The sequence below is a fragment of the Marinobacter alkalisoli genome (assembly GCF_045449795.1).
Taxonomy (GTDB): domain Bacteria; phylum Pseudomonadota; class Gammaproteobacteria; order Pseudomonadales; family Oleiphilaceae; genus Marinobacter.
Genome location: NZ_JBJJLB010000017.1, coordinates 14213 through 37706 on the forward strand (window position 1 = coordinate 14213; position 23494 = coordinate 37706).

24 protein-coding genes are annotated in these 23494 nt (G+C 58.3%); 11 read left to right on the forward strand and 13 right to left on the reverse strand.

What is annotated here, in order from left to right; genetic code table 11:
* Positions 1-10 precede the first annotated feature (10 nt).
* A complete protein-coding gene (locus ACJO3M_RS08395; protein ID WP_407000953.1) occupies positions 11-1249 on the reverse strand; it encodes a DUF8605 domain-containing protein in 1239 nt (412 codons plus the stop codon).
* A gap of 194 nt (positions 1250-1443) precedes the next feature.
* Here ACJO3M_RS08395 and purM point away from each other — a divergent pair, with 194 nt between their 5' ends.
* The 3 genes from purM (at position 1444) to ACJO3M_RS08410 (ending at position 4046) form a co-directional block, all read left to right on the forward strand.
* Positions 1444-2508 (forward strand): phosphoribosylformylglycinamidine cyclo-ligase, encoded by a 1065-nt coding sequence (gene purM, locus ACJO3M_RS08400; RefSeq protein WP_407000954.1) that lies wholly within the window; start codon positions 1444-1446, stop codon positions 2506-2508.
* A complete protein-coding gene (gene purN, locus ACJO3M_RS08405) occupies positions 2505-3179 on the forward strand; it encodes a phosphoribosylglycinamide formyltransferase (RefSeq protein ID WP_407000955.1) in 675 nt (224 codons plus the stop codon). Before purM ends, purN begins: the two co-directional genes overlap by 4 nt.
* 78 nt (positions 3180-3257) lie before the next feature.
* Positions 3258-4046 carry a DUF3108 domain-containing protein gene (locus ACJO3M_RS08410; RefSeq protein ID WP_407000956.1) on the forward strand — a complete coding sequence of 263 codons (789 nt, stop codon included), beginning with the start codon at positions 3258-3260 and terminating at the stop codon, positions 4044-4046.
* Here the strand turns inward: ACJO3M_RS08410 and ACJO3M_RS08415 are convergent.
* The 4 genes from ACJO3M_RS08415 to apbC form a co-directional block, all read right to left on the reverse strand.
* The gene (locus ACJO3M_RS08415) at positions 4043-5314 is read right to left on the reverse strand and encodes a valine--pyruvate transaminase (protein WP_407000957.1); all 1272 of its coding nucleotides are present in this window, start codon (positions 5312-5314) and stop codon (positions 4043-4045) included. The two genes, ACJO3M_RS08410 and ACJO3M_RS08415, sit on opposite strands and share 4 nt — an antisense overlap.
* A gap of 65 nt (positions 5315-5379) precedes the next feature.
* Complete coding sequence (locus ACJO3M_RS08420) at positions 5380-5979, reverse strand: YjaG family protein (protein WP_407000958.1); 600 nt, start codon at positions 5977-5979, stop codon at positions 5380-5382.
* 40 nt (positions 5980-6019) lie between these two features.
* A complete protein-coding gene (gene dcd / locus ACJO3M_RS08425; protein ID WP_012139486.1) occupies positions 6020-6586 on the reverse strand; it encodes a dCTP deaminase in 567 nt (188 codons plus the stop codon).
* Positions 6587-6835: 249 nt separating this feature from the next.
* Positions 6836-7936 (reverse strand): iron-sulfur cluster carrier protein ApbC, encoded by a 1101-nt coding sequence (gene apbC / locus ACJO3M_RS08430; RefSeq protein ID WP_407000959.1) that lies wholly within the window; start codon positions 7934-7936, stop codon positions 6836-6838.
* Positions 7937-8125: 189 nt separating this feature from the next.
* Between apbC and metG the strand changes: the two genes are divergently transcribed.
* Genes metG through nth form a run of 8 tightly spaced genes read left to right on the forward strand, consistent with a single transcriptional unit; the run spans position 8126 to position 16346 of the window.
* Positions 8126-10159 (forward strand): methionine--tRNA ligase, encoded by a 2034-nt coding sequence (metG, locus tag ACJO3M_RS08435; RefSeq protein WP_407000960.1) that lies wholly within the window; start codon positions 8126-8128, stop codon positions 10157-10159.
* A 37-nt stretch (positions 10160-10196) separates the two neighbouring features.
* Positions 10197-10778: an electron transport complex subunit RsxA gene (gene rsxA / locus ACJO3M_RS08440; protein WP_127331834.1), complete on the forward strand. Its 582-nt coding sequence runs from the start codon at positions 10197-10199 to the stop codon at positions 10776-10778.
* 27 nt (positions 10779-10805) lie between these two features.
* Positions 10806-11384 (forward strand): electron transport complex subunit RsxB, encoded by a 579-nt coding sequence (gene rsxB / locus ACJO3M_RS08445; RefSeq protein WP_407000961.1) that lies wholly within the window; start codon positions 10806-10808, stop codon positions 11382-11384.
* Positions 11384-13207, forward strand: coding sequence for an electron transport complex subunit RsxC (gene rsxC, locus ACJO3M_RS08450; RefSeq protein WP_407000962.1), 1824 nt, complete (start codon positions 11384-11386; stop codon positions 13205-13207). Before rsxB ends, rsxC begins: the two co-directional genes overlap by 1 nt.
* A gap of 22 nt (positions 13208-13229) precedes the next feature.
* Positions 13230-14282, forward strand: coding sequence for an electron transport complex subunit RsxD (gene rsxD, locus ACJO3M_RS08455; protein ID WP_407000963.1), 1053 nt, complete (start codon positions 13230-13232; stop codon positions 14280-14282).
* A 3-nt stretch (positions 14283-14285) separates the two neighbouring features.
* The gene (gene rsxG, locus ACJO3M_RS08460; RefSeq protein WP_407000964.1) at positions 14286-14987 is read left to right on the forward strand and encodes an electron transport complex subunit RsxG; all 702 of its coding nucleotides are present in this window, start codon (positions 14286-14288) and stop codon (positions 14985-14987) included.
* A 2-nt stretch (positions 14988-14989) separates the two neighbouring features.
* Positions 14990-15706 (forward strand): electron transport complex subunit E, encoded by a 717-nt coding sequence (locus tag ACJO3M_RS08465; protein ID WP_406985370.1) that lies wholly within the window; start codon positions 14990-14992, stop codon positions 15704-15706.
* Between the two features lies 1 nt (position 15707).
* Complete coding sequence (gene nth / locus ACJO3M_RS08470) at positions 15708-16346, forward strand: endonuclease III (protein ID WP_407000965.1); 639 nt, start codon at positions 15708-15710, stop codon at positions 16344-16346.
* A 79-nt stretch (positions 16347-16425) separates the two neighbouring features.
* Here nth and ACJO3M_RS08475 read toward each other — a convergent pair whose 3' ends face one another.
* The 8 genes from ACJO3M_RS08475 to ispF all read right to left on the reverse strand — a co-directional run bounded on the left by ACJO3M_RS08475 (position 16426) and on the right by ispF (position 23478).
* Positions 16426-17001 carry a chalcone isomerase family protein gene (locus ACJO3M_RS08475; RefSeq protein ID WP_407000966.1) on the reverse strand — a complete coding sequence of 192 codons (576 nt, stop codon included), beginning with the start codon at positions 16999-17001 and terminating at the stop codon, positions 16426-16428.
* A 202-nt stretch (positions 17002-17203) separates the two neighbouring features.
* Positions 17204-18202: an RNA polymerase sigma factor RpoS gene (rpoS, locus tag ACJO3M_RS08480; protein WP_407000967.1), complete on the reverse strand. Its 999-nt coding sequence runs from the start codon at positions 18200-18202 to the stop codon at positions 17204-17206.
* 197 nt (positions 18203-18399) lie between these two features.
* A complete protein-coding gene (locus tag ACJO3M_RS08485; RefSeq protein ID WP_407000968.1) occupies positions 18400-18777 on the reverse strand; it encodes a murein hydrolase activator EnvC family protein in 378 nt (125 codons plus the stop codon).
* Positions 18778-19475: 698 nt separating this feature from the next.
* The gene (locus ACJO3M_RS08490; protein ID WP_407000998.1) at positions 19476-20366 is read right to left on the reverse strand and encodes a DUF368 domain-containing protein; all 891 of its coding nucleotides are present in this window, start codon (positions 20364-20366) and stop codon (positions 19476-19478) included.
* A 47-nt stretch (positions 20367-20413) separates the two neighbouring features.
* Complete coding sequence (locus ACJO3M_RS08495; RefSeq protein WP_407000969.1) at positions 20414-21070, reverse strand: protein-L-isoaspartate(D-aspartate) O-methyltransferase; 657 nt, start codon at positions 21068-21070, stop codon at positions 20414-20416.
* Positions 21070-21834 carry a 5'/3'-nucleotidase SurE gene (surE, locus tag ACJO3M_RS08500; RefSeq protein WP_407000970.1) on the reverse strand — a complete coding sequence of 255 codons (765 nt, stop codon included), beginning with the start codon at positions 21832-21834 and terminating at the stop codon, positions 21070-21072. Before surE ends, ACJO3M_RS08495 begins: the two co-directional genes overlap by 1 nt.
* Before the next feature lie 67 nt (positions 21835-21901).
* A complete protein-coding gene (gene truD, locus ACJO3M_RS08505) occupies positions 21902-23002 on the reverse strand; it encodes a tRNA pseudouridine(13) synthase TruD (RefSeq protein ID WP_407000971.1) in 1101 nt (366 codons plus the stop codon).
* A complete protein-coding gene (gene ispF, locus ACJO3M_RS08510) occupies positions 22999-23478 on the reverse strand; it encodes a 2-C-methyl-D-erythritol 2,4-cyclodiphosphate synthase (RefSeq protein ID WP_407000972.1) in 480 nt (159 codons plus the stop codon). The genes truD and ispF overlap by 4 nt, the downstream gene beginning before the upstream one ends.
* Positions 23479-23494: the final 16 nt, after the last annotated feature.

Consider the following 23494-nt stretch of genomic DNA (forward strand, 5'->3'; position numbering starts at 1 on the left):
TCCCCTTGGATTACTCGGAATCATCCGAACTGATCACCGAGGCTGGCTGCCAGCGATAATGGAGAATTTCGTACAGCGATTCAAAGGCTTCTTCGGATTCTTCTGCGTCCCCCAGCAGCGGCTGGTAGGCAAACAGCGGATCAGACATAGCATCCGGGGATTCCTCCACCGCCTGGTCAGTGGTCGCTTCCGGGACCTGCTCCGGAGAGGGCTCTTCGGAAAGCGCGCTATTCACCACTTCCGACTCGGATAATGGAACAAAGCGCGTATCCAGCGCAATGTATTCACGCAACTGCTCCAGTTCACCCGAAAACGCAACCCTGAGGGTGAGCTGATCACCGGCCACCCGGGATGCGTCGACGTCCTGCACCGGGGTCAGATCATCAAGCACGTTGATGATATTGCCGTAATCCTGCAGCGTGCCCACACCCCGAACAACAATCTCGACCTGCGGCAAATCCCCCACATCGCCAGCAGCGACGGCGTAGCGGCTGGCAAACGCGTCAGCCCAGAGACCAACTACCTTGTCTGCCAGCTCTCGCTCACTGCCTGCGGTCACGGACTGCTCACCCTCATCCATGCCCATGCCGTCAAAAATCCAGCCCGCACGCCACTGATTACCCGAGCGGTTCACCCGAACCAGCGCCATCAAATCGTGATCGAAACGTTCGGACGCGGATTTCACTCTGCCGGTGAATTGCCCCCAGATATCGGACAGCAGCTCACGATCATTCGCCTTCGACCGTGGCGGGAAATTAAGCGGCAAACCCCGGTCCGCAGCGGCCTGCCGAAACGCTTCCGACCAGCGGCTGTCACTGCCGCCATCAGAGGCGGTCAGCAACGAACGGGAGCCCCGCTCTTCCACCGCGACCCAGGCCAGGGTCAGCGGCCTGTTCGCTCCCCATACCGGAGCGTCGATCGAGGCCAGAGCGCGGTTGACGCCCACTGCCCCGAAACTCATCCGCAGGCGATCGCCCTCCTGACGGCGCAGCACCTGATAGGACTGGAGCAATGACTCGGCATCCGCAAGAAGCGCCTGCACTCCGTCGTAACTCAGAATATCGCTGCCCCCGGATACCCGAACAAATACCTTTTCGAGGCCGTCGGCATATCCCTGCTTCAGCTGGCCTGGCTGAGATCCGGCCACGGGAACCTCAACGGAATACAATCCGGTCACCGTCACCGCACCAGCGGGAAAGGACGCCAGCGCCACCAGTGTGCCGACAATCGGCAGAACCCACCGAATCATTCGCGTTGCCCGTGTCGAAATTCGTCCTGATAATGACATGAAACACCCTGCAATTCGCCTGAATGGCGCATAGGATACACCATGGCCCGAGTCGTGAGTAGCTAACGGGGATTTCGGAAAATCAATTTGGAGCGCCACCTCTCACCTGTTAAAATCCGCCGCCTGACCCACTGGCCAAAACGGTTAAGCACACCATGAGCGAACAGAAGCCCTCCCTTACCTATCGCGATGCCGGCGTTGATATCGACGCAGGTAACGAACTCGTTAACCGCATCAAGGACACGGCTGCCCGTACCCGCCGTCCGGAAGTGCTTGGGGGGCTGGGCGGTTTTGGCGCCATGGTTTCCATCCCCGCCGGTTACCGTGAGCCGGTACTGGTATCAGGCACTGACGGCGTTGGCACCAAACTGCGGCTGGCCATGCAACTGCAAAAGCACGACAGCATCGGTATTGATCTTGTTGCCATGTGCGTGAACGACCTTGTGGTCGGTGGCGCCGAGCCCCTGTTTTTCCTCGATTACTACGCAACCGGCAAGCTGAACGTCGATGTCGCTGCCCAGGTGGTGGCCGGTATCGGTGAAGGCTGCGAACAGGCGGGTTGTGCGCTGGTTGGCGGTGAAACCGCTGAAATGCCGGGTATGTACGAAGGTGACGACTATGACCTGGCCGGCTTCTGTGTGGGTGTTGCCGAGCGCAGCGAAATTATTGATGGCAGCCGGGTACAGAATGGCGATGTGCTTATCGCGCTGGGGTCGTCAGGCCCGCACTCAAACGGCTATTCGCTGATTCGCAAGATCATCGAGGTCAGCAAGGTCGACCTGAATCAGACCATGGGTGACGGCACCTTGGCCGAAGCGCTGATGGCCCCGACACGCATTTACGTTAAAAACCTGCTTCAGCTGTTCCGTGAAGTGGATGTCCGGGCCCTGTCACACATTACCGGTGGCGGCCTGCCGGAGAATATTCCCAGGGTGCTGCCGGACGGCTCCATCGCGGCAATTGATACCGCAAGCTGGACGCTGCCGCCCGTATTTCAGTGGCTGCAGGATGCCGGTGGCGTTGCCAGCGAGGAAATGTACCGCACCTTTAACTGCGGCGTGGGCATGATTGTCTGTGTGCCGGCGAACCAGAAGGACCTCGCTCTCGATACGCTCACCTCCATGGGTGAAAAGGCCTGGCAGATTGGCATCATCGAAAGCGCAGGCGATACAACGGCGAAATCCGTTGTCCGCTATGCTCCGGGAATGCTTGCAGAATGAATGCCGATCCAGCACCTCAGCCCCGTATCCTGGTTCTCGCCTCTGGCAGCGGCACCAACCTTCAGGCGTTGATTGATGCCAGCCGCGAACGGGACTTCCCGGGACAAATTGTGGCGGTTGGCTGCAACAACCCGCAGGCATTTGCACTGGAGCGGGCTGCCCAGGCCAACATCGACACCTTCGTGGTGAACCACAAGGATTACGGATCACGGGAAGAGTTTGACGGCGCGCTGATGGCTGAGATCCGTCGCCACAACCCGGATCTTGTCGTCCTGGCCGGCTTCATGCGCATCCTGACCACCGATTTTGTGCGGGCATTGCGGGGCACAATGCTGAACATCCACCCCTCCCTGCTTCCCAAATACACCGGGCTGAATACTCATCAGCGCGCACTGGATGCCGGCGACAAAGTTCACGGCGTTTCCATCCACTTCGTCACGGAAGAACTGGATGGCGGCCCGGTGATCGCCCAGGCCGAGGTCACGATCGATCCGGATGACACCGCCGACTCCCTTGCGGAGAAAGTCCAGGAGAAAGAACACCTGTTGTACCCGATCGTGGTTCGCTGGTTCTGCGAAGGGCGTATCCAACTGGGTACAGACTACGTCCTGTTTGACGGCGAACTGCTGAACAAACCCATGCGACTTCCCGACGAAAGGGTCGTACACTAAACAGATTGTCACCCTCCCTTGTGGCCAGGCGGGCTACACTGACGAGATCATGTAGCCTTGCGCAACAGGAGCGACACCATGACTGCGTCCCTTTTGGTCAGATTCCCCGCCGCCATCATTACCTGCGCGGCACTGACCTTCTCCCAAACCCCCGCCCTGGCAGACGAGCCGCAGGGTGAAACCGAAAGTCCGCAGCAGCAAACCCGCGCCCAGGCATTTGATTACCCCCCTCTCCTGCCGCTGAAAGCCAGCTACAACGCGTCCATGGACAAAGGCATCTCCCTCAGCGGCAGCGCCACCCGAAGTCTGACTGAACGGGATGACGGCACCTGGATCTATAGGACCGACGTTGACTCATTCATTGCGGATATTGAGGAATCCCTGATCCTGCGATGGGAAAACAACCGGGTTATCCCTCTCAAGTATCGCTATAAACTGTCGGGTTTTCTGATCAGGGATCGCAAGGAGGCTATCGATTTTGACTGGGACAACCGGGTTGCAAGCGGTCACCATGAAGGGGACAGGTTCTCACTGGAACTGGAGGACGGGACACTGGACCCAATGGGCCATCAACTCCAGCTTCATCAGGATATACGCGCGGGCAAAAGGGAAATGGAGTACCGCGTCATCGACAAGGGCGATTACGACACTGACCGTTTTGCAGTGATTGACGAAGAGACCCTGCAAACCGACCAGGGCGAGATGATGACTCTCAAGGCCGAGAAAGTCCGTGACGACGACAGCAAACGCCAGACCCTTATGTGGTTCGCCCCCGACCAGGAATACCTGCTGGTCCGGCTGCTACAGGTTGAGCCCGACGGCAGCCGTTACGAAATCAGGATTGATGACGCAGAAATCCGCCGCTAGCCGTTGTGGGCGGCCCACACCGCTTTGACCTCATCCGCGATAATACGCAGACCTTCCGCAACCCTGTCATCATCCTGTGAGTAGGTCACCCGCAGGCACTCATGGCGATGCTTCCAGTCTTCATCCGGCAAGCCCGGGAAAAAGTAATGACCGGAAACCACCAACACGCCCCTGGCCTTGAGACGCTGATAGAGTTCCAGGCTGCTGATCGGCAAATCCGGGAACCACAACCACAGGAACATGGCGCCCTCGGGCTTGTGGACATACCAGTGGCAGCTGTCTTCACCCATGGCTTCCCGGAAAGCGGCCACGGCCTTCTCCATCTTGGCCTTGTAGAATGGGCACACCACATCCCGGCTCAGGGAAAGAATCTCTCCAGAACGCACCAGAGGCTCCGCCAGCATGGCGCCAAAGCTGCCGGTGGCCAGATTCATAATCGCATTGATCCCGGAAAGCGCCTTGATCACCGGTTCAGAGGCAATAACAATACCGGTGCGAGCTGCCGGTAAACCAAGCTTGGACAAGCTCAGGCACAGGATGATCTGGTCGTTCCAGGTCGGCGTGGCATCCACAAACAGCAGGTTCGGGAACGGAGTGCCATAGGCGCCATCCACAATAAGCGGCACGTCGTGCTGGCGAGCCAGTTGCTCGAGCCTGGCCAGTTCTTCATCGGTGATGACGTTGCCCGTCGGGTTGGTGGGCCTGGATACGCAGATTGCGCCGGTTTCCCCGGTCACCTCGACCGCGTCAAAATCCACCCGGTACTTGAACTCATGGGCATCGGTAAACGAGATATCCGGCTGTACGGCGTGGAACAGGCCTGGCTCAATGCCGGCGTCCGCGTAACCGATGTACTCCGGCGCCAGCGGCAGCAGGATGTGTTTGCGCAGGCCGTCGCCGTATTCTCCTCCGAACATGTTGAAGAGCATGAAGAAGGCAGCCTGGCTGCCATTGGTGAGCGCAATGTTCTCGGGCTTGAGCCCCCAGCCATACTCGCGGTTGAGCAAATCCGCCAGGGACGCGATGAACTGCTTTTCGCCCTGGGGCGGATCGTAGATTCCCACTAGCCGGCGCATATCTGCGGGCGTCTGACAGATAGTCGCCAGTATTTCCTGAACCCTCTGCTGAATCTCGGGAATGTGCCCCGGGTTGCCGCCTCCCATCATGATCATGTCGTCACCGGAGGCCAGCGCATTACCCAGGTCATCCATCAATGAGGTAATGCCGGCATCGGCGGTGAATTTCCGACCAAAAGCTGAAAGTTTCATGAGGCTTCCCAAATTCAACAGGGGGTTACGGATTCAGTGTAGGACAGGAGCTGGGCAACCGCCGGCTAGTCTCCGAGGGAGACGCCCAGGTTGCTCACGCCGTCGTTGACGGCTTGCTGGCGCAGTCGCTCGACAAACTGACTGGTGGGTGTACGCTGTCGCTTGAGGTCAAGCACCAGATCCCGCTGGAACGCCTTGTCTTCTTTCATGAGCGGGTGCTGGTCCAACAACCTGACCAGTTCGTCCTCGTCGAGATCTTCGCCTTCGGACATTTCCACGAAGTTCATAACCGTGGTGGTGGCGATTCCGGAAGCTTCGGTTGCCCGGTGTTTTCCGGGGTTGAGCCGGTTCAGCAGTGCCTGCTCCAGCAGCTGGCAGAAATCAAATGCCGGGTAGACTCCGTAGGCATCGTAGGCGTTCACGTCCGGGGACAGGGCTTCCAGCTTCGCCAGTAATTGCGGTATAGCGGCTTCCGAGGCATCCTTCTGCAGCATGTCCCAGGCCAGGTCCATGAGCTGGCGCATCTTGGCACCGGTTTTCAGCTCCACGGCATCTGCAAACAGGGCGTAATTCGGGAACGAGCGTTCGGCCAGCGCCAGCAGGAAGGCACATTCCCGCCAGCCCTGGAGTTGTGAGACCGCTTTGAGAAACTGATTGGCGTTCAAGTCAGCCTCCGGTATTGCTCAGGAAATCGGCAGGATTTCCTCATGTTTTCGGCAACGTAACGCCGGTCTGGCCAAGGTATTTGCCGCCCCGGTCCTTGTAGCTGGTTTCGCAGATTTCATCGGACTCGAAGAACAGCATCTGGGCCACACCTTCGTTGGCGTAGATTTTGGCTGGCAGGTTGGTGGTGTTGGAGAATTCCAGGGTGACCTGCCCTTCCCACTCGGGTTCCAGTGGTGTGACGTTGACGATGATGCCACAGCGCGCGTAGGTGGATTTGCCCAGGCAGATGGTGAGTACGCTGCGGGGGATGCGGAAGTATTCTACGGTCCGCGCCAGGGCAAAGGAGTTCGGCGGGATGATGCAGACGTCACCGGTGTAGTTCACGAAGCTGTTGTCGTCGAAGTTTTTAGGGTCGACGGTGGCTGAGTGGACGTTGGTGAAGATTTTGAATTCGTTGCTGCAGCGTACGTCGTAGCCGTAGCTGGAGGTGCCGTAGGAGATGACACGGCCTTTTTCGGTTTCACGGACCTGGCCGGCCTCGAAGGGCTCGATCATGCCGTGTTCTGCGGACATCCGGCGAATCCACTTATCGGATTTGATGCTCATGGGTGAAGGTCTCGTATCCACTGGGAAAAATTGACGCCGTAGTTTACCCGTTACCGAGGTGTCTGTCGAAGCCCGTCAATCTCTCAGACTCGGGGGCTGCAGTCGCGGAAATCACTGACCAAAAACCGCTACAAGCACATCCATGTGCGCTTCTCTCAGGCCATCCCTGGCCTTCGAAATTTTTGGTCAGTGATTCCCGCAACTGCGAACGATCTCCGCAGTGAGGTTCAGCAAGCCCAAAATCCGGTATTAGTGCTCGGTCACCGATACGCTGGAAATTGACCCGCTCAGGTTCCGCTCTCTGGTAGACAGCTCTGCCCCAACCCTCCGGGCAATATCCCGGTAACGTCGGGCAACTTCCGAGTCCGGTTCGGCGACCACGGACGGGGTGCCGCCGTCAGTCTGTTCGCGGATAGTCATGTGCAGAGGCAACTGGCCAAGGAGCGTTGTGTCGTATTCCTCGGCGATGCGTTCTCCGCCACCGTGGCCGAAGAGGGGTTCTTCGTGGCCGCAGTTGCTGCAGATGTGGACGCTCATGTTTTCCACCACGCCCAGCACCGGGATGTCGACTTTGCGGAACATTTCGATGCCTTTTTTGCCGTCCAGCAACGCTATGTCCTGCGGGGTGGTGACGATGACGGCGCCGGTGACGGGGACTTTCTGGGCCAGGGTGAGCTGGATGTCGCCGGTGCCCGGGGGCATGTCGACGATGAGGTAGTCAAGTTCGTTCCACAGGGTCTGTTGCAGCAATTGCATGACGGCGCCGCTGACCATGGGGCCGCGCCAGACCATGGGGGTTTTGTCGGTGACGACGAAGGCCATGGAGTTGGCTTGCAGGCCGTGGGCGTCCATGGGGACGAAGTATTTGTTTTCGCGGGTGTCGGGGCGTTTGCCTTCGGGGACGCCGAGCATCATGCCGATGCTGGGGCCGTAGATGTCGGCGTCGAGGATGCCGACTCTGGCGCCTTCGGCCTGGAGGGCCAGGGCGAGGTTGACGGCGGTGGTGGATTTGCCGACGCCGCCCTTGCCGGAGGCGACGGCGATGATGTTTTTCACGCCGGGAACCGAAGGCAGGTCTTTCTGGACTTTGTAGGAGTGGATTTTCTGGCCGACGTGGACGTCCGCACTTTCCACACCATCAACATCTTCCAGGGCGTTGGTGACCAGTTGTTTCAAGGCGCCGGCGATGCCTTTTGACGGGTATGGCAGTTCCACCATGAGGGTCACTTTGCCGTTGTCGTCCGCGGTCAGGGACTTGACGGCGCCGAGGTCGTATAGGTCCTGATCACGATACGGGTCGCGGTACTGGCGAACCGCCGCTTGCAGCGCCTGTTCTGAAATCTGGGTCATCGGGTTCTCCGGAATAAGCTCATGCTTGATTTGCAGCACGGAAACAGGTGTTTCGGATGAAAAATATCTGTCCGGAAGGTATCATCTGTGCCCGTTTCTGGCCATACAGAGTCTTTACCCGGATCATCGGCAGACTCTGTGTTACTGATTTACGCCAAATCCTTATTCATTAAAGGTTCGGATATCAACATGACGCAAGCGAGTTCAAAGCAACAGCGCGATATTCTGGTCACCAGCGCCCTGCCTTATGCCAATGGCCCTATTCATCTGGGTCATCTGCTGGAATACATTCAGACGGACATCTGGGTGCGTTACCAGAATATGCGAGGCCAGAACTGTTACTACGTTTGCGCCGACGATGCCCACGGTACTGCGATCATGCTGCGCGCCGAGCGCGAGGACATTACTTCCGAGCAGCTGATTGATCGCATCCGTGACGAGCATCAGCAGGATTTCAGCGGTTTCCATATCCGCTTTGACAACTACTACACCACGCATTCCGAGGAAAACCGCCAGTTCTCGGAATATATCTACCGGCAGCTGCAGGAAAACGGGCATATTGCGACCCGCAAGATTACCCAGTCCTTTGATCCGGAAAAGAACATGTTCCTGGCGGACCGGTTTATCAAGGGCACCTGCCCGAAGTGCAAGACCGAGGATCAGTACGGGGACAACTGCGAAGCCTGTGGTGCTACTTATACGCCGGCGGAGCTGATTAACCCGCGCTCTGCCGTGTCAGGCGCTACGCCGATTGAGAAGGAATCCGAGCACTATTTCTTCAAGCTGCCGGATTTTGCCGATTTCCTCGCCAAGTGGACCCGTAGCGGTACGCTTCAGCCGCAGGTGGCCAACAAGCTGGCCGAGTGGCTGGATGCCGGTCTGCAGGAATGGGACATCAGCCGTGATGCGCCCTACTTCGGGTTCGAGATTCCGGATGCTCCGGGCAAGTATTTCTATGTCTGGCTGGACGCACCGATCGGGTACCTGGCCAGCTTCAAGAACCTGTGCAACCGGGAAGATATCGACTTCGAGCATTTCTGGAAGGCCGATTCCACCGCCGAGGTGTACCACTTCATCGGCAAGGACATTATTAACTTCCACGCACTGTTCTGGCCGTCGATGCTGCACGACGCCGGTTTCCGCACGCCGACAGCGGTCTGGGCCCACGGTTTTGTCACCGTTAACGGCAAGAAGATGTCCAAGTCCCGGGGCACATTCATCATGGCCCGTACTTACCTGGATCACCTGAATCCGGAGTACCTGCGCTATTACTTCGCTGCCAAGCTGACCGGCGGCGTGGATGACATGGACTTGAACCTGGAGGACTTCGCCTCGCGGGTGAATTCGGATCTGGTGGGTAAGGTGGTCAATATCGCCAGCCGCAGTGCAGGGTTCATCACCAAGCGTTTTAATGGCCAGCTTGGTCAGGTCACCGAGCACGACAAGTTGAAAGAGTTTATTGATGCCGGTGAGGAAATCGCCGACTTCTATGAGGCCCGCGAGTTTGGCCGCGCCATGCGTCGTATTATGGAACTGGCGGATATTGCCAACCAGTACGTGAACGACGAACAGCCGTGGGTGATTGCCAAGCAGGAGGGTCAGGAAGACAATCTTCAGGCGATCTGCACCAACGCCATCAACATGTTCCACCTGTTGATGACCTATCTGGCTCCGGTGCTACCGGAGACCGCGAAGGCTTCCGAGGCATTCCTCAAGGCCGGGCTCGACTGGAACAATCGCGGCGAGCGCCTGGAAAACCACGGCATCAACAAGTTCAAGCCGCTGATGAGCCGGGTGGATATGGCGCAGATCGAGAAAATGCTGGACGCGTCCAAAGAGGAGCTGCCCGCAGCGACCGGAAAACCGGCTGAGACTGCCAATCTCGAACCGGTGGCCGACGAGATAGAATTCGGGGACTTTGCGAAAGTGGACCTTCGGGTCGCAAAAATTGTCAAAGCCGAACATGTAGAAGGTGCCGACAAGCTGCTCCGGCTGACGCTGGATATCGGGCATGGTGACCGCAACGTGTTTGCCGGCATCAAATCCGCCTACAAGCCGGAGGAACTGGAAGGCCGGCTGACGGTGATGGTTGCCAACCTGAAGCCCCGTAAAATGAAGTTCGGAATGTCTGAAGGCATGGTTCTGGCAGCGGGCCCCGGCGGCAAGGACATTTTTATCCTGTCACCGGACTCCGGCGCCACCCCGGGCATGCGGATCATGTAAGGCACCTGCGTAAACGCAGTGTGATGGAGCAAGGCGAATGACCGAGTATTTGCTGATTCTGGTCAGCACCATTCTGGTGAACAACTTTGTGCTGGTTCAGTTCCTGGGGCTGTGCCCGTTCATGGGGGTGTCCGGCAAGCTGGAAACCGCCATGGGCATGTCTCTGGCGACGACCTTTGTGCTGACCCTTGCTTCGGTGTGCAGTTATCTGGCCTACACCTACCTGCTGGAGCCCCTGGATCTGGCGTTCCTGAAGACCATCACGTTTATTCTGGTGATTGCGGTGGTGGTTCAGTTCACCGAAATGGTGGTGCGCAAGACCAGCCCCCTGCTCTATCGGGTGCTGGGCATTTTCCTGCCGCTGATCACCACCAACTGCGCGGTGCTCGGCGTGGCGTTGCTGAACCTGAACAAGAACAACAACTTCGTGGAATCTGTCCTGTATGGTTTTGGTGCGGCCGCCGGATTCTCGCTGGTTCTCGTGCTATTTGCCGCCATGCGTGAGCGTATCGCCGTTGCCGATGTGCCCGTGGCCTTCCGCGGCGCCGCCATTGGCATGGTGACCGCAGGACTGATGTCATTGGCGTTCCTGGGCTTCACCGGCCTGGTCGGCGTTTGACCGGGTAAGGTTTAGGGGTATCGATTTATGTGGACAAGCATCCTCATCGCCGTTGTTGTTCTGTTAGCCCTGGCCGTGGTGTTTGGCGGGCTGCTGGGTTACGCCGCTGAGCGCTTCCGGGTTGAAGGCAATCCCCTGGTGGAACAAATCGATTCCCTGCTGCCGCAAACCCAGTGTGGCCAGTGCGGCTACCCCGGTTGCCGCCCCTATGCGGAATCCATTGCCGAGGGCGGCCCCATCAACAAATGCCCTCCGGGCGGTGAAGGTACGATCAAATCCCTGGCCGACCTGCTGGATGTGGAACCCGAGCCCCTGGACGCCGAGCATGGTATCGAGCAGGAGAAGCGGGTGGCGGTCATTCGTGAGGATGAGTGCATTGGCTGTACCAAGTGCATCCAGGCCTGCCCTGTCGACGCCATTCTGGGTTCCGCCAAGCACATGCATACGGTCATCGAAAGCGAATGCACCGGCTGTGACCTGTGCGTGGATCCCTGCCCGGTCGACTGCATCGACATGGTCACTATCGAACCAGACATCCGCGCCTGGACCTGGAATCCGCCAAAGACGGACATCATTGCCACTGATCGCCAGGGGGCCAGCGCCTGATGACACAACTCTGGGATTTCGCCGGCGGTATTCACCCGGCAGAGAACAAGCATCAGTCAACGGGGCGCGCCATCCGCCAGGCCGGCATTCCGCAACGGCTGGTATTGCCACTGCAGCAACACATCGGCGTTCCCGCAGAGGCGATGGTTGCGGTTGGCGACCGCGTACTGAAAGGCCAGCGAATTGCAGAAGTGTCCGGCGGCATGGGCGTGCCCATTCACGCACCGACTTCCGGAACCATTGAGTCCATCGCCCGCCTGCCGGTACCCCATCCCTCCGGCATGGACGACTGGTGCATTACCCTCATACCCGACGGCGAGGACCAATGGTGCCAGCGTCACCCGCTGCCGGATTATCGTAACCTGGACCGCGAGGAGGTTCTGGAAACCATCCACAATGCCGGCATCTCGGGCATGGGTGGTGCGGGCTTCCCGACCAACATCAAACTCAGGCCGCCCAAGGATCGCAAGGTTGGTACCCTGATCCTCAATGGCGCCGAGTGCGAGCCGTACATCACCGCCGATGATATGACCATGCGCGAACGGGCGGATGAGATCATTGCCGGTCTGAAGATCATGGCCTGGATCCTGCGCCCGGAACGCTGCGTCATCGCCATTGAGGACAACAAGCCGGAAGCGATCGCAGCGATGAAAACGGCGGCCGAAGGCACTCAGATCGAAGTCGTCGTGGTGCCGACCAAGTACCCGTCCGGCGGCGAAAAACAGCTGATCCAGATCCTCACCGGCATGGAGGTGCCCAGTGGCGGCATCCCGGCAGACATTGGCGTTATGTGCCAGAACGTCGGTACCGCCATTGCCGTGGCCCGAGCCATTCTGGAGGGCGAACCACTAATCCGGCGCGTGGTCACCATTACCGGCGAAGCGGTTTCCGGGCCCGGAAACTTTGAAGCGCTTCTGGGCACCCCCATCCATTATCTGCTGAGCCAGGCCGGATTGCGGGAAGCCCAACTGAATCGGCTGGTTCTCGGCGGCCCGATGATGGGGTATACGTTGCATACCCCCGACATACCGGTGGTCAAGACCAGCAACTGCGTGATTGCCGCCAGCGCGCAAGAACTGCCCGAGCCTGAACCGGAACAACCCTGCATCCGTTGCGGCCAGTGCGCCGAAGCCTGCCCCATGGAGCTGCTACCGCAACAGTTGTTCTGGCATGCCAAGGCCGGCGAATTCGAGAAGGCGGAACACCTGAACCTGTTCGACTGCATTGAATGCGGAGCCTGTTCCTATGTCTGCCCCAGCTCCATTCCCCTGGTGCAGTACTACCGGTTTGCCAAGGGCGAAATTCGCGTTCAGCAGGCAGAGCAAGTAAAAGCGGATCGCGCCCGGGAGCGTTTCGAGGCACGTCAGGCCCGGCTGGAACGGGAACAACAGGAGAAGGAACTGCGCCGCAAGGAACGCGCCAAAGCCGCAGCGGAAGCCCAGGCAAAGAAGAAAGAGGAAGCGGAACAAGCCGCTGCCAAAGGCGAAGCCGTCGATGAAAAGGCCGCCAAGGCGGCTTTGGTGCAGGAGGCGCTGGCTCGCAAGAAAGCCGGCACGCCAGCTGCGTCCGAACCGCAGGCTACCGGCGCGGAGAACACGGCACCGGCACCCGATATTCCCGCCCTGGAAAAACAGCTGACCCAGGCGAAGTCCAAGCTGGAGACCATGCAGTCAATGCTGGATGACGCCAAGGCACAGCAAGCGGACAACGTCGACAAGCTCGAGCGCGCGGTTGCCAAGAATCACGAACGGGTAAAACGGGCAGAAGAAGCCCTGGCTGAGGCCGGTGTGGACACCGCCCCGGCGACCCAATCCACCGAATAACGGACATCAGGGCCAAGTCTTCATGGCATTAGTACAACAGTCTTCTCCCCATGCCCGTAAAGCCCGGTCGACTTCCCGGCTCATGCTCTGGGTGATTCTGGCCGCCGTGCCAGGCTTGCTGGCACAGACGATCTTCTTCGGCTGGGGTAACCTGATCAATGTGGTGTGGTGTGTTGCCGTTGCCCTGGCTGCGGAAGCCGCCATGCTGTCGCTTCGCAGAAAGCCGCTGGCGTTTTTTCTCAGGGACAACACCGCCGCCGTGACTGGCCTGCTGCTGGGGCTGTCGCTGCCCCAGTTCGTTCCGCTGTGGGTCTCGGCCATCGCCGTGATATCAGCCATTGTCATGGCCAAACAGCTCTATGGCGGGCTTGGCTCCAACCCCTTCAACCCGGCCATGGTCGGTTATGCACTGGTGCTGATTTCCTTTCCCGTGGCGATGACGACCAACTGGGCCCAGCCCGGCCTGCTCTGGGAGTCCGCACCCGGGTTTGGCGAAACCCTCAACCTGCTGGCATCCGGTCAGCAGGCCGTTGTGGATGGCTACACCATGGCCACACCGCTGGATGAGTACAAGCACAAGATAGCCACCCACACGGCCGCGGAAGTACTTGCACACCCCACCTTTGGCGACGGCATCGCCCACGGCTGGGAGTGGGTGAACGCGGCTTTCCTGCTGGGCGGCCTGGTGCTGATCGGCCTCAAGATCATTACCTGGCACATTCCCGTCAGCATGCTGGCCGCCATTGCCGTGATGAGCCTCGCCTTTGGCAGTAATCCCGACCAGTACGCACCGGTTTCCCTGCACTTGCTGGCCGGTGGGACCATGCTCGGCGCCTTCTTTATTGCCACTGATCCGGTCTCCGCCGCCACCAGCCATCAGGGCAAGCTCATATACGGGGCCGGTATCGGAGTGCTGATATACGTTATCCGCAGTTGGGGCAATTACCCGGACGCGGTTGCATTCAGCGTACTGTTGATGAATTTCGCCGTGCCCTTTATCGATCACTACACGCCGCCCCGCACTTATGGTCACCATAAGGCCCGGCGCGGCGTTCCCGGCAAGACTCAGGGGTAACTCATGGCCGCTATTGCACAGTCCATCCGTCGCAGCGCCATTGGTCTTGGCCTGTTCGCGGTCATCACCGGCGGCACCATTGCCGTCACCCAGGTTATGACCGCCGATCGCATCGCCGAACAGGCCGCCCGCGCCGAAGCCCAGGCCCTGTTCGACATTATTCCCGAGAGCCATCACGACAACGATCTGCTCAGGGACACCGTGCAACTGCCGGCAAGTGATCGCCTGGCCCAGCCTGACCCCATAACCGCCTGGGTAGCGCGCAAGGGTGAGCGGCCTGTCGGACTGATCCTTCCCGCAGTGGCGCCGGATGGCTATTCCGGGAACATCCGCCTGCTGGTGGGCATCGACCTTCAGGGCAATGTTCTCGGCGTGCGGGTAACCAGCCACCGGGAAACCCCCGGGCTCGGCGACGGAATTGAAACCAAGAAATCCGACTGGATTTATTCGTTTGACGGTCGTAGCCTCGGCGATCCGGCCCCCGACCGCTGGAACGTAAAAAAGAACGGCGGTGCCTTTGACCAGTTTACCGGGGCTACCATTACCCCAAGGGCCGTGGTCAAGGCGGTTCAGCGGACCCTGGTATACTTCCGCCAGAACCGGGAGGAAGTGCGGGATATTCTCAATGAGCCTCCGGAAATCCGCAGCAGCCCCATCAATCCGGACACTGTCGCTGGCGAACTTCAAGACACGGAGCACTCCTGATCATGGCAACCAAGAGCAACCCGGAAATCATTCGTGAGGGCCTCTGGACCAACAACCCTGCCCTGGTCCAGGTACTCGGCCTGTGCCCATTGCTGGCGGTCACCAGCACCGTGGTTAACGCCATCGGACTGGGACTGGCGACCCTTATGGTATTGATGGGGTCCAACCTGGCCGTGTCACTGATCCGGAATTTTGTGAGCGAATCCGTGCGCCTGCCCGCGTTTGTGATGATCATCGCCTCCTTCGTCACCTGTGCCGAGCTACTGATGCAGGCTTTCACCTATGAGCTGTATCAGATCCTCGGCATTTTCATCCCGCTGATCGTCACCAACTGCGCCATTCTGGGGCGGGCGGATGCGTTCGCTTCCAAGAACGGACCGGTACCGGCCCTTCTCGACGGCGTGATGATGGGACTGGGATTCCTTGCGGTGCTGGTTGTGCTCGGCGCCATGCGCGAGCTCATTGGTCAGGGCACCCTGTTTACCGGCATGGATCTGCTGCTTGGCCCCATGGCCGCGGACTGGGGTATTCGCCCGCTGGAAAATTACCCGGACATGCTGTTCATGGTACTGCCGCCAGGTGCGTTCGTGGGGCTGGGGCTATTAATCGCACTGAAGAACGGCATCGACAACCAAATCAAGGAGCGCCGCAGCGCCGGAGTGACCGATCCGGTCAACACTGGCAGCAAGCGGGTTCGGGTTACAGGACAGGTTTCTTGAAATGAATCGGGAAAAACGCACTGAAATATTCACTCGCCTGCGGGACAACAACCCCAATCCCACAACTGAACTGAACTACTCAACGCCATTTGAGTTGCTGGTCGCCGTCACCCTGTCGGCCCAGGCGACCGATGTCGGAGTCAACAAGGCCACGGACAAGCTGTTTCCGGTTGCCAACACGCCGGCCGCCATCCTGGCCCTGGGTGTGGATGGTCTGAAGGAATACATCAAGACCATCGGCCTGTTTAACAGCAAGGCGGAGAATGTCATCAAGACCTGCCGGATACTGCTGGAAAAACACGGGGGCGAGGTACCCGATAATCGTGAGGATCTGGAAGCCCTGCCGGGCGTTGGCCGGAAAACGGCTAATGTAGTGCTTAACACGGCCTTTGGGCAGCCGGCCATGGCGGTAGATACCCACATTTTCAGGGTGTCCAACCGCACCGGAATTGCGCCCGGAAAAAACGTACTGGAAGTGGAAAAGCGCCTGATGCGCCTGGTGCCAAAAGAATTTCTTCTGGACGCCCACCACTGGCTGATTCTTCACGGCCGTTACACTTGCACCGCCAGAAAACCCAAATGCGGCGCCTGTCTCATTGAGGACCTGTGTGAGTTCAAACAGAAGCGGGACTATCAGTAGTCAGACATCGAGCCCGATGATCACAATGGCAGGCAGCCGCCGGCACAGATTGCCCGGCGGCTGGTAATGGCTGGGCGACTTACCGCTGGCCCAGCATCCTGGCTTTCAGGTCTTTCTGGGCAGGCGTGTCGGACAGCCAGATACCGAACAAGGCCTTTTTGAATTCCAGATCACCCACGGTATCCCGGACCTCACCATTCTTGAGGACACGTACACCTTCAGACGGAAGGTAGACAAGATCGAATACGTCGCCCTCGGTGATCTCTTCTTCAAAGACTGACATGAACCGGTCCACATCGTCCTGGATCGCCGACATATCCCCATCGGTCGCACTGTCGAAACCCTCGAGGGTGGCTTCGGTCATGCGATCACTGGTGATCATGCCGGAAATGATGTGCAAAGTGATTGCCTGGGGTTCGTCGGCATTAATCACCGCTACACCATCATCAATGGTTTCCGGCACGTACAGACCACCCACATACAGGTCCATAAACCATTTTGAACGGGTACCGGCACCGTTGAGCTTGAGTTCGGTGTCCATGGCGGAATAGGTGTCCGGGACATCCACACCTTCCACGGTAAGGGCGGACACCGGAGCCGACAACGCGGCAGACAGTGCCAGTGACACAAAACCTGTTGATAGAGCCTTCTTCATCATCCTTTCCTTTTCAGTCGTTATTATTGAGTCGTTGTAGTTTTTATACCGGGTTTCGACAGCCTATCCCTGCCCGGGAAAAACATTCTAACAGGGGGAATAACGACGATTGCGCAACGTGGTTCTCATTTGGGCGTCTACTGAAACAGAAAAGCCGGCCATTTTCCATGGCCGGCTTTCGAGGATGACAGGACTCTAATGCTTACATGAACAACAGGGAACCTGACAGACCTTCCTTTTCAAGAATCTCCCGGAGACGACGCAGAGCCTCGACCTGAATCTGGCGTACCCGCTCGCGGGTCAGCCCGATTTCCTGGCCAACTTCCTCGAGGGTGCTGACCGGATAACCACGCAGACCAAAACGGCGGGAAAGCACTTCCTGTTGTTTGTCACTCAACTGGTCGATCCACTTCTCGACACAGGAGCACATGTTATTGTCCTGCAGAAGATCGGCGGGATCCGAGGCCCCCTCATCCGCCACGGTATCCAGCAGGGATTTCTCGCCACCAGCGCCGATCGGGGTGTCCATGGAAGCCACGCGCTCATTGAGCCCGAGCATCCGCTTTACATCATTCACCGGCTTGTCGACCATGCGGGCGATTTCATCCGCTGAGGGCTCGTGATCCAGCTTCTGGGTCAACTCACGGGCGGCTCGCAGGTACAGATTCAGTTCCTTAACGACATGAATCGGCAGGCGGATGGTGCGGGTCTGGTTCATGATCGCCCGCTCTATGGTCTGGCGAATCCACCAGGTTGCGTAGGTGGAGAACCGGAATCCACGCTCCGGATCAAACTTTTCCACCGCACGGATCAGACCAAGGTTACCTTCCTCAATCAGATCAAGCAGCGTCAACCCCCTGTTGACATACCTGCGGGCGATCTTCACGACCAGCCGCAGGTTGCTCTCGATCATACGCTTACGACCGGATTCCTCGCCCTTGCGGGCCAGTCTGGCAAAATACACTTCTTCTTCGGGGGTAAGCAGTGGGGAAAAACCAATTTCGTTCAGGTATAGCTGGGTCGCGTCGAGCTGTTTCTGGCTGGTGAAGTATCGGCCCTGGGCCGGGATACCTTCTTCGACTTCTGCCACTTCGGTGTCAGAAGTGCTCTTGTCGACCTTGTCTTCCGCCAAAATCTGATCTTCGGCGTCTTCAATATCGCTCACACGATCGATGATGAGATCTTCTTGCTCTGCTGACATAACTCTTGCCCCGCCTCTCAATAATCCTGGTTATTCGCTCACGAATTCTTTTTATTGTGAGCTCCTGCTGCGTTCGCGTTCTTGTTCAGGACATTTAGTTGTTGGCTGGCTACAAACGTAACCATTATTTTTATTCTTCGCTGTCGGCTTTCTTGTCAGTGCCGGGACGTCTTCTGTGTCTGGCTGGCTTTTCTCGGTCAGCGTGGCGGCAAATAATGCATCGGATCCACCGGATTGCCATTTTTTCGAATCTCGAAATGCAATTTGGGTCGATCCGAACCGCTACTCCCGAGCTCTGCGATTACCTGCCCGGCTTTTACATCCTCCCCTTCCCGCACCAAAATCTTCCGGTTGTGAGCGTAAGCACTTAAATAGTGCTCATTATGATTCACAATAATCAGATTGCCGTATCCAAGCAATCCGCTTCCGGCGTAGACCACATTACCGCCTGCGGAAGCCCTTACAGGATCTCCCGGTTTTCCTGCAATATCAACACCTTTATTGACTTTACCGGATGTTGAATAACCTGCAATTACAGTGCCAACGTGTGGCCAGCGCCAATTGACGTTCGACACCGTCTGGGTCTGGCTGTTCAGCGGTGACTTTCGATCCGGGGCCCTGGAAACCTTCGGCCTGGGCTCCGGCTTCGGGGCCGGCGCCTTGCTCGTCTGCCTTGACGGTGGCTTTGCCGGCGATGGCTTGGTACGCCTCTTATTCTGCACCGAGGATGTGACAGTTCCGCGAAGATCCAGGCGCAATACCTGACCGGCTTTCAGGTGCCACGGCTCACTTATACCATTTGCACTCCCCAGTTCCCGGTAATCCCGGCCATACCGCCAGGCTATGCTGTAAAGGGTTTCTCCGGGCTTGACCACATGCCGCCCCCAGTACACCGGAGGGTTATAGCGATCATCCTGATAGATCGCATGGGTGTTACAGCCGCTGATCAGCGGGGGCACACAGAGAAGGAGCAGTAGCAGGGGGAGCCAGGAAAGAGACAGGGCTGGCTTTTTTAGCCATAAGGATACCCGGGTACCGGAGGGGAACCGCAGGGATGCTGCACAATCGGTCTTGGGGGACCCAGGTAAACATCTCACAGGTATAAAAATAGCCCCGTTATAAGCAATCCGTATTAAAAATACGGCAGTTTCTAAAGTTCTTGGAGTAACTTGCTAATATATTGCACATTTTATAACCAAATCCAAGTTACTACACGGCCACATTTGTTACTGCTCGAAACATTCTTATTGCCCCAAAGTAACACCTGCGAACCCTATGGCCTGGTGCGACTTCCCAGCCATTCAACCAACAGCACCATGGCAAAGCCGAGGATAGCCACGCTTAGCGCCACCGGCCATTGGGAATCCAGACCGGTGAGCTCGGCGTAGTAGCCGGGGGTTACGCTGACCTCATTGAGTGGAACCAGCTCGCCCGAGCTGTTGGTGCGCCAGCTCACCGTTTCCTTCCAGGGCCACACCTTGTTAAGCGCACCGATCATAAACCCCGTCAGCAACGCCAGCACCGGATCATGAAACCGGTGAAATGCCCAGGTGATCAATCGAGCAACAGACAACAACCCGATCAGGCAACCGGACGCAAACAGCATCAGGAAACCCGCTTCCAGATTACGAATGGCATCCAGTACCGGCGCATACATACCGATAATAACCAGTATGAAGCTGCCGGAAATACCCGGCAGGATCATGGCGCATATTGCCAGCGCACCGGCGCCCAGGAAAACCAGACCAGAGGGATCCACCTGCCCCGCCGGCAGCGTGGTCACCCACCAGGCAAAAGCGATACCCGCCAGCAGCGGCCCCAACAGGACCGGAGAAAGTTCACGTACCTGACGCCCAACATGCCAGACTGACGCCACGATCAGTCCGAAAAAGAAGCTCCAGATCAGGACCGGGTAGGTTTCCAGACCGTAGCTGATAATGGAGGCCAGTGTCGCAATACTGACCAGAATACCGACCAGCAGGCTGATCAGGAACGTGCCGTCACACCTGCTCCAGAATCCTTTCAGGTCGCCACGAAACAGATACCCTATAACAGCTCCCGGGACGGCATTAATAGCCTCCAGCAGTCGGAAGTAGATACCCGAAATGAACGCAATAGTACCGCCGGAAACGCCAGGGACTATGTCTGCCGCCCCCATTGCCATACCACGGAGAAAAACGGCAAAGGGGTGATGCTGGCGCGAGCTATCCGTCAACGGACCACCCCGCCCAACAATGGCACAAAATTAACCGCTTCGATTTCAGTGGTTTCAAAGCTGTCTCCGAAACGCACCATTTTCACCAGGTTCTGATTCACTTCTCCAACGGGCGCTACAACGACACCACCATCGGCGAGCTGGGCGCGCAATTCCGGCGGAATTTCCTTTGGCGCGGCTGTCAGCATAATGCCATCAAATGGCCCGCGGTCAGGCCATCCCATGCCGCCATCGGCGTGCTTGAGCACGACATTTCGCATGCCCAGCTGGCGCAGCCTGTCCCGGGCCCGGTCCTGTAGTGGCTTGATTCGCTCCACGCTGAACACTTCATCCACCAGCCGCGACAGGATAGCGGTCTGATAGCCTGAACCAGTGCCAAGTTCCAGCACGCGGGACGGCGCATGCTGCATCAGGATCTCGGTCATCCTGGCGACAATGTACGGCTGGGAAAGCGTCTGGCTGTAACCGATCGGCAGGGAGGTATCCTCATAAGCCCGGTGTGACAGGGCCTCGTCCAGAAAAATATGGCGCGGTACCTCGGCCATCACATCCAGTACACGCTGGTCCTCAATGCCTGCGTCCCTCAGACGCTGAATCAGGCGCATGCGGGTTCTGCGGGAGGTCATTCCTATACCCTGGAGCTCTGCGACCATTAGTGCGCCTCCCCGGAAGTTACGTCATCAACCCACTCCCGGAGCGAAGACAACGCTTCGTGTCGGGTCATGTCCACATGAACGGGGGTAATCGAGACGAAGTTTTCACGCACGGCATGAAAATCGGTCCCCGGTCCGGCATCGCTACCCTGACCGGCGGCGCCAATCCAGTACCGCTCTTTGCCACGGGGACACGTCATCGGAACAGCGCCTTCGGCCCGGTCACGATGCCCCAGGCGTGTTACTCGGAATCCCGCGATATCCTCCCAGGGCACATCCGGCACATTCACGTTGAGGATACATCTCGGCCCCAGGGCCAGTGCTTTCCTGCCTTCCAGGAGAACCCGCACCACCCGGGCCGCGGTTTCATAATGGAAGTGTCCGTTATTGACGAGAGATACCGCTATGGCGGGCAGGCCGAGGCTCCGGCCCTCAGTCGCTGCCGCGACGGTACCGGAATAGATGATGTCATCGCCCAGGTTGGCATGGGTATTGATGCCCGAAACAACCCGATCGAATGGCTCACTGAACAGACCATTCACCGCCAGGTGAACGCAGTCCGTCGGCGTTCCGTCCACAGACCTGAAACCGTTCGGATGCTGCTCTACCGTCAGCGGTCGGTTCAGCGTCAGGGCATTGCTGGCTCCGCTGTGATCCCGGTCGGGAGCAACCACCTCCAGCTCTCCGATGCCTTCCAGGCCTTCGTGGAGAGCCTGAAGCCCCGGTGAATGAACACCGTCATCATTGGATAACAGTATGCGCACAATTTTCTCCACTAGCCTTTATGTTCCGGATCATCACACCTGATAACAGGTTGTCCGCCCGGACATTTTATTGATCGGGGTCTTTTGCCCCTTCATACAATTCAAAGATATCTGCCAGGATGGTGGTTGCGTATTGCCCCGGCGCGAGCCAGAAACCGATCCGCAGCATGTCCTCCGCCAGCCATTGCCAGCGCAGCTGTTCCGGCCTGGCAATCAGGGGACGACGCTCCGGCTTCATCCGCGTGGCTGAAAACAACCCTTCCAGCCCGGGGTTTCCGGCAACCACTTCACGCTCCAGAGCCCCCTGCTCCGATACCGCTTCGGTACCGCCATCTCCCCACAAGGGACCGGTCGGAACCAGTTCCAGGTCCGGGCCCAAACCGGGTTCTCCGTCCAGAAGCTGCCTCCAGTTGCCAGCCTCGACCCGACGGCCAAGAACCTCATTGAACAGCCATGACCGGGCAGCAGAAAAGTACAATACGTTTTTACTGTCCTGACTGCCAGAGCCTGAATGCCTGCCGCCCCTTTTTTTACCGCCCTTCCGGCCACCCCGGTTAAGTTTCGACGGATCGATGGTGAGGGCACGGTCGAGGTTGGCACCACCATGGCCGAATCGCTGGGGACCAAAATAGTTGGGGGCGCCCGACACAGTCAGCTCAGACAAAGCTTCGTCAATGTCTTTTGTAGTGCCAGTCACCCGGCGAAGGGTTATCTCAAAGTGGTTTCCCCGGTGATCTCCCCGGCGAAGTTTACGGGCAGAGCGCGTCCACGCAAGAACCGGCCAGCGCTCCACCACCTGCGCAATGAAGGCATCATCATCGAGCTCCATACCCGGGCGATAGATGCTGAACCATTGCCGGGTTACGGCGTGGCGGTCTTTCAGGCCGCAAAACCCCACATCGAAATGGCGGCACCCGGACAACAACGCCAGCTGGCGCGCGACATATTCGGTATTGTCGCCGGTCTTTTCCAGCAGCAGACAGAGATGCTCGCCACCGGTGGCGTCATCTCCTGGCGGGCCCTCAGCGGGAAATCCGGGCAACCCCAGGTCCTCGAAAACCCTGAAATCCTCCGGCATGTGTTTCAGTTCTGCCCGCGCAATCCGGCCCCCTCGCGACGTGGGCCAATCCAGTGTCCAGTTGCCGGTGTTTACAGGTTGATCACTCATGAGGACGCCGGCTCCAACAGGCAAATAGCCTGGCAGGCAATACCCTCACCACGCCCGGTAAAGCCGAGCTTTTCGGTGGTGGTGGCTTTCACGCTGACCCGGCTGGCCGGGATGGCCAGATCTTCAGAAATATTCAACCGCATGGCCTCAACGTGGGGAGCCATTTTTGGGGCCTGGGCAATGAGAGTCGCATCCACATTCACGACCGAAAACCCTTCCTCGGCCACCCGGGCCATGACACGACGCAGCAGATCCCGGCTGTCGGCTCCGGCCCACTCATCACTGGTATCGGGAAATAAATGCCCGATATCACCGAGTGCCACCGCCCCCAGAAGCGCATCCGCCAGCGCGTGCAGCAGCACATCGCCATCAGAATGGGCTTTCAGGCCGTGATTATGGGGAATCCGGACACCACCGAGAGTGACATAACTGCCTTCACAGAAGGCATGGACATCAAAGCCCTGACCAATACGCATATAGACTTTCCCGAAA

Coding starts and splice junctions, on each gene's coding strand:
- ACJO3M_RS08395 (WP_407000953.1), bottom strand. CDS start 1,249: ATGATTCGGTGGGTTCTGCCGATTGTCGGCACACTGGTGGCGCTGGCG.
- purM (WP_407000954.1), top strand. CDS start 1,444: ATGAGCGAACAGAAGCCCTCCCTTACCTATCGCGATGCCGGCGTTGAT.
- purN (WP_407000955.1), top strand. CDS start 2,505: ATGAATGCCGATCCAGCACCTCAGCCCCGTATCCTGGTTCTCGCCTCT.
- ACJO3M_RS08410 (WP_407000956.1), top strand. CDS start 3,258: ATGACTGCGTCCCTTTTGGTCAGATTCCCCGCCGCCATCATTACCTGC.
- ACJO3M_RS08415 (WP_407000957.1), bottom strand. CDS start 5,314: ATGAAACTTTCAGCTTTTGGTCGGAAATTCACCGCCGATGCCGGCATT.
- dcd (WP_012139486.1), bottom strand. CDS start 6,586: ATGAGCATCAAATCCGATAAGTGGATTCGCCGGATGTCCGCAGAACAC.
- apbC (WP_407000959.1), bottom strand. CDS start 7,936: ATGACCCAGATTTCAGAACAGGCGCTGCAAGCGGCGGTTCGCCAGTAC.
- metG (WP_407000960.1), top strand. CDS start 8,126: ATGACGCAAGCGAGTTCAAAGCAACAGCGCGATATTCTGGTCACCAGC.
- rsxA (WP_127331834.1), top strand. CDS start 10,197: ATGACCGAGTATTTGCTGATTCTGGTCAGCACCATTCTGGTGAACAAC.
- rsxB (WP_407000961.1), top strand. CDS start 10,806: ATGTGGACAAGCATCCTCATCGCCGTTGTTGTTCTGTTAGCCCTGGCC.
- rsxC (WP_407000962.1), top strand. CDS start 11,384: ATGACACAACTCTGGGATTTCGCCGGCGGTATTCACCCGGCAGAGAAC.
- rsxD (WP_407000963.1), top strand. CDS start 13,230: ATGGCATTAGTACAACAGTCTTCTCCCCATGCCCGTAAAGCCCGGTCG.
- rsxG (WP_407000964.1), top strand. CDS start 14,286: ATGGCCGCTATTGCACAGTCCATCCGTCGCAGCGCCATTGGTCTTGGC.
- ACJO3M_RS08465 (WP_406985370.1), top strand. CDS start 14,990: ATGGCAACCAAGAGCAACCCGGAAATCATTCGTGAGGGCCTCTGGACC.
- nth (WP_407000965.1), top strand. CDS start 15,708: ATGAATCGGGAAAAACGCACTGAAATATTCACTCGCCTGCGGGACAAC.
- ACJO3M_RS08475 (WP_407000966.1), bottom strand. CDS start 17,001: ATGAAGAAGGCTCTATCAACAGGTTTTGTGTCACTGGCACTGTCTGCC.
- rpoS (WP_407000967.1), bottom strand. CDS start 18,202: ATGTCAGCAGAGCAAGAAGATCTCATCATCGATCGTGTGAGCGATATT.
- ACJO3M_RS08490 (WP_407000998.1), bottom strand. CDS start 20,366: ATGGCAATGGGGGCGGCAGACATAGTCCCTGGCGTTTCCGGCGGTACT.
- ACJO3M_RS08495 (WP_407000969.1), bottom strand. CDS start 21,070: ATGGTCGCAGAGCTCCAGGGTATAGGAATGACCTCCCGCAGAACCCGC.
- truD (WP_407000971.1), bottom strand. CDS start 23,002: ATGAGTGATCAACCTGTAAACACCGGCAACTGGACACTGGATTGGCCC.
- ispF (WP_407000972.1), bottom strand. CDS start 23,478: ATGCGTATTGGTCAGGGCTTTGATGTCCATGCCTTCTGTGAAGGCAGT.